We start from the raw sequence: 12,556 nt of genomic DNA on the forward strand, positions 1-12,556 counted from the left end.
TGTTTTATCGTTATCTTTAAACAAACATATTGACTTTTCTTCTATTTGGTGTCATTATATTATTATAGTTTTATTTAGTTAGTATTAACTTGGAGGTTCACTATGAACATTACAAGGCGTGGATTTTTAAAAGGAATGGCTGCAACTGGTGCTGCTACACTGGTTGGTAAAAAGTTACTGACGCCAGAACAGGCAAAGGCAATCCAAACAAAAAACATCCAATACGCTTATAAACCAAACATATGTAACTTTTGCGCAAATGCCTGTGGTATACAAGTAAGGGTCGCTTCTATCTCCGGTAAACCAAATAGACTTATGAAGATAGAGGGTAATATACATCATCCTTACAATAGAGGTGTTGCCTGCGCTAGGGGTCAAAGTGGTATATCTTACATATATGATAAAGACCGCATTAAAAAACCCCTTATAAGAATTGAAGGCTCTAAAAAAGGCGAGTGGAAATTTAAAGAAGCTTCTTGGCAAGAAGCTTTTAATTATATGATGAACAAGTTAAAAAATATAAAACCTTATGAAATGGCTCTTATGGGAGGATGGCAAGGATGTGCTTTTTATGGTACTTATTTGCTTCCTTTTGTGGTAGCTGCTCAAATCCCAACGCTTTATGGCTCTCCGATACAGCATTGTGTTGGTTCTGAGCATTTAGGTCTTCATACTGTGTTTGGCAATTATAACACCCACGATGAGGTGGTGTGCGATTACGATAGAGCAAGATATATATTGGCAGTAAGAAGCAACGGTTCTTTGGCCGGTATTTCCACTGGAAGAGCTCATAGGTTTGGAGCAGGCATTAAAAACGGTGCTAAAGTGGTGGTATTAGACCCAAGAGCATCGGAGCTTGCTGCCAAAGCAGATGAATGGATTCCCATAAGACCAGGCACCGACAACGCCTTTGCTTTGGCTATGCTTCATGTGATCTTAAGAGAGCAAAAAGATGGAAAAGTACTTTACGATGAAGAAACCCTTAGATTTTTTACAAACGCTCCTTTTTTGGCTTATAAGGATGAAAAAGGAAATCTGCAACTATTGTCTGATGTAGATAAAGACGGGGCTGTGGAGGCTTGGTACGTTTACGATGAACTCTCAAACTCTGTCCAGAAAGTATTTGGCTTTTATAATACAAATAAAATATCTAAAGACAACAAAGTGTTAAAACCAGCTCTATTTACAAAAAATCTCAACGTAAACGGCAAAAATGTAAAAACTGTATTTGAGTATCTTATGGATTATACGCAAAACTTTACACCAGAATGGGCTTCTAAGATAACCGATGTACCAGCATCCACTATAAAAAGGGTTGCCGTGGAGTTTGCCACTATGAAACCAGCCATTGTAGAGCCAGGGATTTACGACTCTAGATATGAAAACACTATCCAGCTAAGGAAAACCTTGGCTATCATACAGGCTATAACAAGTGGATACGATAAACCGGGTACTTGGGTTACAGGCGGAAGTTATAAGATGCTTATAAAAGACTTTTTTGAGTTTACCAAGAAAAATGGAAATAAGATCACCATTCCCGTAAAAGGATATCCAGATGTAGACATACCTGGCATGCTTAGGGTATTGGACGTTGGCTTTAAATATTTTTTTAATCCAAAAGCTTGGGCACACGAATATCCATCCGTACAATGGGCTTATTTGCAAACCGAGCTTTCCAAAGGCAAAGAAGCAACGGTATTTCCTTTTATTACAGATAACGGTTTTTACGAATCTACCAAAAAAGAGGTGTTTTGGAAAGGCCAGCCTTATCAGCTAAAAGCAGCTTTCGTATACGCCCTTAACTTAGTAAGAGGTGACGTAGAAACTCAAAGATGGAAAGAATTTTTAACAAATCTTGATTTGGTGGTGGGTTTTGATACGATGCCTTCAGATACCATGCTCTATGCAGATGTAATATTCCCAGATATTCCTTATATACTAAAAAAAGATGTTATTTTTGATTTAAACACATCTCACGATTATAGTTTTGGCACAAGAGAAGCTGCTATGCCAAAAGACGGCGATGAAATGCACGCTTTAGATTTTATGTACATGCTATCAAAAGCCATGAATGTACCTTGGCTTGATACGATGGCAGAGCTTTATCAGTACTGGAAGTGGGATAAAAAAGAGCTCAATCAAAAATGCGAAGAATCTTGGAACAAATACGGCACCATAGTACCAGCTATAAGAGAGCTTCAGCTTAAAAACAAAGTAGCTCCTGAGTTAAAAGAATATAAAGGTATATCAAAAACAGTACAAGAGTTGGAAGAAGAGATATCTAAAAAAGGTGTGATAACGGCGATGTATAGAGAAGAGCTTATGGCTAAATACTCTGTGCCATGGCATCAACCAGTGCCTACTCCAAGTGGACGCATGGAAATCTATTCAAATGTATTTGCTACACTTCAGAACATGTTTGGTTATAAGCCAAATTACGATCCTTTGATAGCATATATACCACCAAAATGGAAAGGTGATATAGCCCCAGAAGATGTGAAACTTGAAGAAAACGAATTTTTTATAACACATGGTAAAGTACCAATACAATCTCATACTTGTGCTGCTACGGTAGACAACCCTATACTAGTAAGCATAGGAAAGTGGAGAGAAGGTGTTTATTATGGTATATGGATTAACGATAAAAAGGCTAAGTCTCTTGGTATAAAAGAAGGCGATGATATTTTGGTGACAAACGTTATGTATCCAAATTTAAAAGTAAAAGGTAAAGCGCATCTTACAAAACTAATAAGACCAGATACGATATTTATACCGGGGGCTTTTGGAGCTTCTTCTAAAAAACTAACATACGGCGATGGTTTGGGAACTCCGTTAAATGATCTGATACCCTATAGACCAGAACCGGTTATAGGTGGATATAGAGCAAACGAATTTACTGTAAAAGTTGTGAAGGCTTAAATGTTTTAGGAGGCTTTTATGGAAAAGGTTATACCAAAATGGGTGTTCGTGGTGGATTTAAACTCTTGTGTAGGATGCAATGCTTGTATGGCAGCTTGCGCCCAAGAAAATCAAACGCCTTATTGGTCAGAAAAGTGGAGAACAAAAGTAGAGCAAATAGAAATAGGCGAGTTTCCGGAGACAAAACGTGTATTTTTCCCACATCTTTGTATGCAGTGCCAAAACACTCCTTGCTATTACGCTTGTCCTACTGGTGCCACTTACAAAACCGAAGAGGGTATTGTGCTTGTAAACCACGAAAGATGTATAGGCTGTGAGGCTTGTGTAATAGCTTGTCCTTATGGAGCAAGATATCCTTATGAATCTGATGATGTAGACGAATGTGAAAAGTTGTACGGTGAAGAGGCAAGGCATACCACACCTCACATAGACAAATGCACATGGTGTTATCATAGGCTAAAAGAAGGTTTAGAACCAGCTTGTGTAGAAACATGTCCTACCAACTGCCGTATGTTTGGAGATTTAAACGTAGATTCTTACGTATCTAGGCTTGTATTAGAAGGTAAGGCTATACCGTTAAGCCCTCAGCTTGGTACAGAGCCAAAAGTGTTTTATGTAACCTCAAAAGAAACACCAATAGGCGTTGCCTCTCATCACCTTGATGAACCACCATACAAACAAACTATTTAAAGGAGGTAAAACATGGACGGACTTACTATGTATTTTGGTAACTATCAGCACTTTGTGCATCAAACAGCTTGGGGATGGATGATAGCTGTTTATCTTTTCTTAGGTGGCCTTGGTGGTGCCATGGGTGCTTTGTCTTCTTATTTTTACCTTATAAAAAAAGAAAATAACCCGGTGCTATTTGGGCTTTCTACACTTCTTGGTATAGGTCTTGTAAACTTTGGTGGTATATTTTTGCTTATACATATGCTCAAACCTTGGTTTGCGTTTTTTGTATGGACTCATCCTACCAGCTGGATATTTTGGGGTGCATCCTTTATTATGATATACACTATCACAGGTGCCATTTGGGGACTTTCGCTTATATCAGCTCATATTAACTTTCCTTTTTCTCAAAAGCTTAAAAACCTAAACACTTCTTTAGTGGATAAACTTGGGTATATAAGCGGTGTTATGGGACTTTTAACGGCTGTTTATACTGGGCTTTTGCTTTCTACTGCACCAGCCATAACGCTTTGGTCAAATCCTGGCTTACCGGTACTTTTTATGGTATCTGCTCTTTCTACTGCTACAGCTTATTTTATGCTGGTATCTCCTTCTCATATAGCTCATGAAAATGAAAAACTTGATATAGCTTTACTTGCATTAGAGATTATCATAATATCCGCTTTCTTTAACTACCTATTTATATCAAGTGCCGCTGGTAAATTTATAATCTCCAAAATGCTTTCTTCTATTGGTTTCATGGGGTTTTTTGTAACACTTGGTCTTTTGGTGCCGTTTTTGCTTGAAATTTATGCCATCAAAAAGCACTCAAAATCTTTAGTAATATTGGCTTCTTTACTCGTTTTGATGGGCGGGTTTTTGCTTAGATTTTACATTCTAAAATTTGGATATTACACATACCCATGGTAAATGTTTTTGGGCTTTTAGAACTAAAATTTCCTATTGTTTTTGACGAAAAAAAGTGTATCAATGTGATAAAATCAAAAAAAGAGTGTGATGCTTGTGAGAAGATATGTCCAACAAACGCTATTGATTTACAAAATGCTTCCGTAGAAGCCTCTTCATGCACCCTTTGCGGTGCATGTTCTTTAGTATGCCCTACTGAGGCTATAAGCGTTGAAATAGATTATGCAGGGGCTATAAAGGATTTTGAAGCTAAAGAAATATGTATAGGGTGTGTAAGATCAGATAAAGCCGAGGTTATATTGCCATGTATAGCAAATCTTAACGAAAAAGATATTTTAAATATATCTACAAAGAAAAAGGTTTATTTTGATATAAGCCCTTGTGAGAGCTGTGTTTATGGCTTTTCAGAAGATATTAAAAATTTGGTATCAAAAGCCATATACCTATCAAAAGTATTTAGAATAGGCAATATACCTTCTTTTGCGGAAGAAGATTATAAGCCAAAGTTTAGACATACTTCTTTTAAAAACAAACAAAAAGAAGAATTTTCAGTATTAAACAAAGAAGAACTATGTTCTAATAAAATACCTTTTGAAGGGAAGTTTGGCCACATAGAAATATCTGAAGGTTGCGATCTTTGCGGAGCTTGCGAGGCCATATGCCCCCAAAAAGCTATAAAGATAGAAAACGCTTTTATAAACTTTTCTCATGGACTTTGTATAGCATGTGGCTTGTGTGAATACGCTTGCGGTTTAAGCCATTCTTCAAGACCTCTAACTTTAAGAAAAGCTGTTATACCATCAAAATATACAAAAGATTATGAACCGATATCCATATCTCACAAACATACATGTGAAAACTGTGGCAAAGTATTTTATACAAAGGAAGATGATCAAAGCTTATGTATAATCTGTCAAAAAGAGAAAAACCTTCAAAATATGATACTTGATTTATTGAAATAAATTGTCATTGACAATAATCAAATCATTGACAATAATCAAATTTTTAGTGTAAAATTATCTCTATGAAATTTAAGACGAAAGTAAACATAAGGATAGTCTTGGCGCTTCTTTTCTTATGGATAGCTAGCACGGTGGCTTCACTTTACAGCACTAGAGTATTATCTATAAAAGCTGCAAAACAAACTGCCAACATAGCTGCAAACACTGTAAGGATAGGTTTAAACTCTGAAATGCTAAACGGAACTATGGCAAATAGAGAGTTTATATTAAAAGAGACAAAATATATAAAGGGTATAAAAGATGTTTATGTAATAAGAGGAGAAGCTGTAGACAAGCAGTTTGGACCCGGCTTTAAAAACGAGAATCCAAGAGATAGAATAGATGATGAAGTGCTTAAAGCGGGAAAGCCAATGTATGTTTTTGACGAAAATCTAAAAAACGCATCTTTTAGAATCACAATACCTTATATAGCAAGACCTTATAAAGGTATAAACTGTTTGCAGTGCCATCAGGTCAAAGAAGGCACGGTGTTGGGAGCTATAACTTTAAAATTGGATATGAACAAATTTAGAAACGTAGGTCTTTTTCTGGGTGCCATTATTTCATCGCTCTATTTAATTGTAATAGTTTTGGTATTTTTTATAATGAGTAGGTTCTTTTCAAAATATATTTATGTTTTTTCTAAAATGGACACTTCTATAACACATTTGTCTAATGGCGATTTTTCTGATTCTTCAGGGGCTCTTGAAGCCTTGAAAAATGTTAACTTTAAAGATGAAATAGGCAACATTATATCTTCATATAGAAATTTGGCTAACGTGCTAAAAACTATTTTTGGTGAACTTTTTGATTTAGCTAAACATCTGTCTCAAGGTGATCTAAGATATAGAATATCGTCAAACTTCTCTGGTGAATTTGAAAATATCAAAAACAATCTAAACAGTGCCATAGATGAACTTTCTAAAAGCTTAAAGAAAGCTGTTGATAGTTTTAATGAAATAGCTTCACATGTAGAGTCTTTTGAAGGGGATATAAAAGATATAACAGAAAACATATCTTTACAAAACCAAGAGATTAACGCTATATCCTCTATGATAGAGGAGTTTTCCGCTACTTTAAAGGATATATCAAATAACACAGAAAAACTTGATAATTCTACAAAATCTATGAATGATTCTATAGCTTCTAGCAAAGAAAAGATGGAAACCTTAAGTCAAGCTTCTTCAAAGATTATGTATTCTGGTAAAAGGATATCCGAATTTATAGAAAAAATAATAGATATCTCAGAGCAAACAAATCTTTTAGCCTTAAACGCTGCAATAGAGGCTGCCCGTGCTGGTGAACAAGGAAGAGGGTTTGCGGTAGTAGCCGATGAGGTGAGAAAACTAGCAAACAACACTCAAGAAGCTGCTTCTGAAATAAGCTCTATGGTAAACGAAGTTATAAAAGCTATCGAAGATACGGTAAAAGCTACACAAGAATCTACAGAAGAGTTTAAAACTATAATAACTGGTTTTGAAAGTATGTCTATTCTCATAAGCCAGATAGCGAAAGCTATAGAGCAGCAAAACGTGGCTTTAAATGCAATAGTAAATGCTGTATTTAACATAAAGGAATCTTCGGAAAGAAACACCGCAAAGATTTTAAATATAAAAACCAAATCAGAGTTTGTAAAAAACATTGTAGATAGCTCAAAGCAATTTATTAACAGATTTAAGCTATGATTGATGCTTTTAACTCTTCTTGGGACAGCGATAAAATAAACGAAAACCAATGGGAAGAGACAGCGCAAGGTATAGATGAATATATAGAGACCTCTCATTGGACTCTTATAGAGGTTAAAGATTTTGATATTTCCGATGACATAGCTTTTCTTGATGGTATAGTAAGACTTGATAGTGAAATTTTTTATAAAGAAAACAAGGCTAGGTGTAGGTTGTTTAGTTTGGCAAGTGGTATATGTGAGATGAAGCCCAATTTTTATAACGATTTTGAGGCTTTTAAAAGCATAAAAACAAAGAAAATAGCAATACCAGACAAAGAAATACCAAAAAACCAAATCATTGTAAAAAACGCAAGATACGATTTGGTATCTAAAGACCAGGACCATCTTATTTTGTTAAAACAATTAGAATACGAAACTTTAATAGATTATATAAAGCATTCACATACAAGATTTATAATATGGGATGGCTCGTTACCTATTACATTTTCAGGCTTGGGCAATGAGCTGGTGTTTGGGTTTATTAAATCTCACAGAAAATATTTTGTAAATCCTCAAAACTTGGAGCTTTTGTATGAAATAAAGGCTTTTCAAAGAACACCTATTATACACTACACAAGTCAAGACCAAAAAAACTTTTACTACACTTGGTATACCACATTAAACAACGATATAACTGGGCTTGTTAGAATTGAGACGCTGGCAAGTATGGATATAAAAGAAGCCTCTTATTTGGCTAACGCAATTTGTGTTATTTTAAGAAAGTTTGCATCAAGTCCATTGTATGAACAAAGAGCTCCTCAAAATTTAGCCCCCATAAGCGCTTTGGAACGCTATCTTAGAGCTTATCTTGGATATTACTTTTTCGATGCTCCGGTGTTTTCTTGATTTTTATAAACTTCCCATAAACATATAGCTCCAGCTGCACTTACATTAAGAGATGTTACTTTGCCTTTCATGGGTATGGAGACTCTAACATCCGAATGCTCTAATACATTTTTTGATACGCCTTCACCTTCAGAACCTAGCACTATACACATAGGATATGCAAAATCTACTTTCGTTATATCTTTTCCGCCTTTTTCAAGAGCGTAAACCCATCCGCCCATCTCTTTAAAGGTTTTTATAGCTTTGCTGATACTTGGGGTTTTTGAGATTTTAAGATGAAATATAGCACCAGATGAAGACTTTACAACAACGGCATTTATAGGAGCACTTCTATCTTTTGGTATTAAAAGCCCTATACCTCCAAACACTTCAACAGTCCTTGCTATAGAACCTACGTTTTGTGGGTCTGTTATATGATCAAGCACTACAAAAAAGCCTTTTTCTTCTATCGTTTTTCTAAAAAGCTCTTCTTCTGGCACATAGGTGATAGGGCTTAGTATGGCTACAACTCCCTGAGTTTTTTTGGTGTTTGCAAGCTCCTCTAGTTTTTGCCTTGGTGCAATCTGGACTTTTATACCTCTTTCTTTGGCAAGGTCTAAAAGCTCTTTTGGTGCTTTTGAATCATGCGCTATAAGTATTTTTTCCATAGATTGACCAGCTACAAGGGCTTCTATGACTGGATTTCTTCCCCATATTACATAACTTTGCATAGTGTGCTTTAGCATTTTTCAACCTCCTTCCGAAACACGTTGAAACACTCTAACATCTCCTTTACAATATTTATGTCTTCTTCTACATCTATCCCGTGGTAAAAGTTTTTTGTATAAATCATTTTTATGGGTATATTGTTTTCTAAGAGTCTAAGCTGTTCCAAGCCCTCTATTTGTTCCAACGTGCTTTGGGGTAATTTTACAAACATTTCTAATATGTTCTTTCTAAAAGCATAGATACCTATATGTTTGAGTGGATAAATAGATGTTATATCGTTTCTTTTGTAAGGTATCAAAGCCCTTGAAAAATAAAGGGCGTTTGAGTCTTTATCAAGCACAAGCTTTACATTGGCTGGTGAGTCTATATCAAGCTTTGTGTATAAGCTTGAAACAGGAGCGTTTTGTAGGCTTTTAAGAAGAGCTTCTATATCCTCTTTGTATGAAAATATCTCATCCCCTTGATGATTGATAATAAAATCCACATCAAAATCTTTTGAAGCCTCATAAACCCTATCGCTTCCAGAGGGTAAATCTTCTTTTGTTTTTACAAAGTTTATATCCAAATCTTTTACTGCGTTGTAAACCTCTTCACTGTCTGATGTAAGAAGTATATCAAATCCTGTTTTTTTGAGATGCTCAATCACCCATCTTATAAGGGGTTTACCACATATATTCAAAAGGGGTTTATCTTTAAGTCTTGTGGATTTTATACGAGCCGGTACTACTATAAGCGTTTTCATGATTTTAAAGAAAAGACTATAAAGATGGCTATTAAGATAAGTACCGCGATAAAAAACCCAATGTTTAAGATAGTAAGCCCTTTCTTCTCTTCTTCCAAAGATTTTATATATTGGTCTTTTGATTTTATAAGAGCTTTTACATCTTCTACTATCTTTAGTATGTTGTCGAGCTCTTGTTTTGTCTCTTTGTATCTTTTTTCTAAAAGCTCATATTCAGTCTTGCACTTTACAAGCTCTCTATTCAACGTTTCTATGGTTTTGTCTTTTCCTTCTATGATTTTCTTTTGTTCTTCTATTGTTTGTGTTAATTTCGCCAATTCTGCATTTATCTTTGGTGTATTATCCATAGTTTTTCTCCAAATATTTAAATACTACCAAAAAACAAATAGCCCTTGCTACGGTTTCAACACTCATAAACACCCAAGGTACGAATGGATTAAAGATATATTTTAACATAACAACTATAGGTATTATTCTAAAAACCCAAAACGATACTATATTGACAATCATAGGTATGTAAGTTTTGCCTAAGCCTTTTATAGCCCCAGATAAAACAAAGCTATAAGACAAAAACACCTGTGTTAAACCTACCATAATAAGATATATTTCGGCATAGTGTATTATGTTTTTATCGCTTGTAAATATCATAGCCATATATTTTGATAAAATAATCACCATAAGACCAACTATACCCATTGCCAAAGCACTAAAATTTGCAATTACCTTAGCTCCTCTAAAAGCTCCTTTTATGTTGCCAGCGCCAAAATTTTGTCCAGTCAATACACTTGCCGATATACTTAAAGCATAACCTATCATAAAAGATATGCTTTCTAATCTAAGGCCTATTTGATAGGCTGCCAAAATGGTATTGCCAAATCTTGCTACAAACCCTACAAAAAGATTGAAGGACAAACTTGTAAGACCCCTATCTACTGTAACAGGTATCCCAAGTTTTAACATCTCTAAAATAGTTTTTAGGCTTTTAAAAGAAAGTTTACCAAAAGGTTTATTAACAAAGAGCACATAAGCGTAAATAAAAAATCCAACCACTTCAGATATCACAATACCAAAAGCAGCACCTTCTATGCCAAAAGCCTTAAAACCAAGCTTGCCGTTTATAAGGACATAAGAGCTTGCTATATTGGTTATATTCATAATTACAGATACTTTAAAGGGAAATTTTGTTTGACCCATACCGCTGTATGTAGCGTAAAACACCTCTGTGGCAAACTGTATAAAAGCCGCTAAAAATATGGGTTTTAAGTATATCGTGGCTATGTTTGCTATGTCTTTTTTAGCCCCAAACAAAAGCATAAGCTCTGGTATAAACTTTGTGCCAAAAAGAGCAATTGGTATTGATAATAAAAGCGATAAAACCATACCGCTTAAAAATACATCAAAAAACGGCTTACCAGCTCCTACTCTGTGGGACACCATAATAGATGTACCGTTGTAAGTTAGAGCCATCAAAGAATAAACAAACCACATCATGGATATCGAATAACCAACACCGGCTATAGCGCTTTTACCAAGATGAGACACCAAAAGAAGCGATACAAGCGTTTCAACGGTGTAAAGTAAATTTGAGATAATTACCGGTGTGGCGACATTAAGCACCGCCTTTAATATATCTCTTGATTTTTTAGACTCATCAACAATAAGGTTTGCTTCCAAGATTTTAATAGTATAGCATAGCAACGTTTTTAGTATATTGGAATTTAGCTTTTTCTAAAAGCTTATAAACCTAAGGGAAATTTTTTAAATCTTGATTTATAAAACTTATAGCGCTGTTTTCAAAATATCCGTTTGATGTCAAGACAAGTTTACCTTTTGAATTCATGCTAACTGCATAATACTTTGGTACAAACTCTATCATCGTCTTATTGTTGCCGGGTGTTATAAACATATCCATAGTGAGTGTCCAAGCTGCCAAACCACCCAAAGAAGGCGCATTTAAGACAAACTTCGATACCTCTTTTGGTGTTTGATTTTCATAAAACTGCGCTGTGTTTGTAGTGATATCACACTTTATAAGACCCTCTTTATAGCTTTGTTTTAGTATATGATAGTTGTTTAAAGAGCAAAACTTTATTAGCTCTTGAAATACCCTTTGATAAGGTGCATTTATAATAGCTATTTCTCTTTTTAAATGAACCGGTGTTTGTTTGTTGTTTGTGGAGGCTGTTTTTGTGTTGTTTATAGCGTTTGGGTTTATGGATGTGGGTTTTGTCGTTGAAGCCATTTTGGTTTGATTGGGGCTATAAGCTTTTGCTGGAGCTCCCATGATATATTTAGATTGTGAATGAGGATACAAAAATCCACTTGATTCTAAACTTTGCACATCCGTGCTGGCACAAGAGCTTATCAAAGACCCTAAAACTACGATAGATGATAAGGCTAATATTTTTTTCATAATAAACCTCCTTCACATATTATAAATCTTAATTTACTAAATTATAAATGATACATGACATACTAATTATAGTGTGATATGTAAATATTCACATATGCGTTTTCTAAAATCTTCATCATTTTTTCATGATTTTGGTATAAAATAATTTATATATCCAGTAAAGGAGGTAGATGTTATGAAAAATCTTTTAAGACCCAAGATGGGTTTGCTGGCTTTGGCCGGAGTAGTATTAACTCAGGTAAGCGCAATGGCTACAAGTCTGCCACGGTCTATAAGCCCACAAGCTCTGGCTCAGGAAAAGGGATGTTTTGCCTGTCATGCCATTGACCACAAAGTAGTAGGACCCGCTTGGAAAGATGTGGCAGCCAAATATCACCACAACCTAAAATACGTCCCAGACCTTGCAAAAAAGATTAAAAATGGAAATGCTGGCATATGGGGTCCAGTGCCTATGCCACCTCAAAACGTTACCCAAGCCCAAGCTGAAGAGCTTGCAAGATTTATCTTATCTCTTCATTAATCACCAAGAGCCCCCTTTTTGGGGGTTTATAATAATATTAATATATATCAATAACGTTGTATAAAAGCTGCAAAAGCCCCCT

The 12,556-nt window shown here is 35.2% G+C and carries 12 protein-coding genes; 7 read left to right on the forward strand and 5 right to left on the reverse strand.

Annotation, left to right across the window (positions count from 1 at the left end):
• Window positions 1–102: 102 nt before the first annotated feature.
• The 6 genes from HY04AAS1_RS01565 to HY04AAS1_RS01590 all read left to right on the forward strand — a co-directional run bounded on the left by HY04AAS1_RS01565 (window position 103) and on the right by HY04AAS1_RS01590 (window position 8,091).
• On the forward strand, window positions 103–2,919 hold the full coding sequence (locus HY04AAS1_RS01565) for a molybdopterin-dependent oxidoreductase (protein ID WP_012513353.1): 2,817 nt from the start codon (window positions 103–105) through the stop codon (window positions 2,917–2,919).
• 18 nt (window positions 2,920–2,937) lie between these two features.
• Window positions 2,938–3,609 carry a 4Fe-4S dicluster domain-containing protein gene (locus tag HY04AAS1_RS01570; protein ID WP_012513354.1) on the forward strand — a complete coding sequence of 224 codons (672 nt, stop codon included), beginning with the start codon at window positions 2,938–2,940 and terminating at the stop codon, window positions 3,607–3,609.
• A 12-nt stretch (window positions 3,610–3,621) separates the two neighbouring features.
• The gene (nrfD, locus tag HY04AAS1_RS01575; RefSeq protein WP_012513355.1) at window positions 3,622–4,521 is read left to right on the forward strand and encodes an NrfD/PsrC family molybdoenzyme membrane anchor subunit; all 900 of its coding nucleotides are present in this window, start codon (window positions 3,622–3,624) and stop codon (window positions 4,519–4,521) included.
• A complete protein-coding gene (locus tag HY04AAS1_RS01580) occupies window positions 4,515–5,480 on the forward strand; it encodes a 4Fe-4S binding protein (RefSeq protein ID WP_012513356.1) in 966 nt (321 codons plus the stop codon). Before nrfD ends, HY04AAS1_RS01580 begins: the two co-directional genes overlap by 7 nt.
• Window positions 5,481–5,542: 62 nt before the next feature.
• Window positions 5,543–7,204: a methyl-accepting chemotaxis protein gene (locus HY04AAS1_RS01585; RefSeq protein ID WP_012513357.1), complete on the forward strand. Its 1,662-nt coding sequence runs from the start codon at window positions 5,543–5,545 to the stop codon at window positions 7,202–7,204.
• Window positions 7,201–8,091 (forward strand): hypothetical protein, encoded by an 891-nt coding sequence (locus HY04AAS1_RS01590; protein WP_012513358.1) that lies wholly within the window; start codon window positions 7,201–7,203, stop codon window positions 8,089–8,091. Before HY04AAS1_RS01585 ends, HY04AAS1_RS01590 begins: the two co-directional genes overlap by 4 nt.
• On the opposite strand, the gene rlmB is transcribed toward HY04AAS1_RS01590, so the two are convergent.
• The 5 genes from rlmB to HY04AAS1_RS01615 all read right to left on the reverse strand — a co-directional run bounded on the left by rlmB (window position 8,061) and on the right by HY04AAS1_RS01615 (window position 11,954).
• On the reverse strand, window positions 8,061–8,816 hold the full coding sequence (rlmB, locus tag HY04AAS1_RS01595) for a 23S rRNA (guanosine(2251)-2'-O)-methyltransferase RlmB (protein WP_012513359.1): 756 nt from the start codon (window positions 8,814–8,816) through the stop codon (window positions 8,061–8,063). The two genes, HY04AAS1_RS01590 and rlmB, sit on opposite strands and share 31 nt — an antisense overlap.
• Entirely contained in the window at window positions 8,810–9,541 is a 732-nt protein-coding gene (gene kdsB, locus HY04AAS1_RS01600; RefSeq protein WP_012513360.1) for a 3-deoxy-manno-octulosonate cytidylyltransferase, read from the reverse strand. The genes rlmB and kdsB overlap by 7 nt, the downstream gene beginning before the upstream one ends.
• Window positions 9,538–9,888 (reverse strand): hypothetical protein, encoded by a 351-nt coding sequence (locus HY04AAS1_RS01605; RefSeq protein WP_012513361.1) that lies wholly within the window; start codon window positions 9,886–9,888, stop codon window positions 9,538–9,540. The genes kdsB and HY04AAS1_RS01605 overlap by 4 nt, the downstream gene beginning before the upstream one ends.
• Complete coding sequence (locus HY04AAS1_RS01610; protein ID WP_012513362.1) at window positions 9,881–11,215, reverse strand: MATE family efflux transporter; 1,335 nt, start codon at window positions 11,213–11,215, stop codon at window positions 9,881–9,883. Before HY04AAS1_RS01610 ends, HY04AAS1_RS01605 begins: the two co-directional genes overlap by 8 nt.
• 70 nt (window positions 11,216–11,285) lie before the next feature.
• The gene (locus HY04AAS1_RS01615; RefSeq protein ID WP_012513363.1) at window positions 11,286–11,954 is read right to left on the reverse strand and encodes a hypothetical protein; all 669 of its coding nucleotides are present in this window, start codon (window positions 11,952–11,954) and stop codon (window positions 11,286–11,288) included.
• Window positions 11,955–12,129: 175 nt separating this feature from the next.
• Between HY04AAS1_RS01615 and HY04AAS1_RS01620 the strand changes: the two genes are divergently transcribed.
• Window positions 12,130–12,474, forward strand: a complete 345-nt coding sequence (locus HY04AAS1_RS01620) for a c-type cytochrome (protein WP_012513364.1) — start codon at window positions 12,130–12,132, stop codon at window positions 12,472–12,474.
• Window positions 12,475–12,556 lie beyond the last annotated feature (82 nt).

Source organism: Hydrogenobaculum sp. Y04AAS1, from assembly GCF_000020785.1.
Taxonomy (GTDB): Bacteria; Aquificota; Aquificia; order Aquificales; family Aquificaceae; genus Hydrogenobaculum.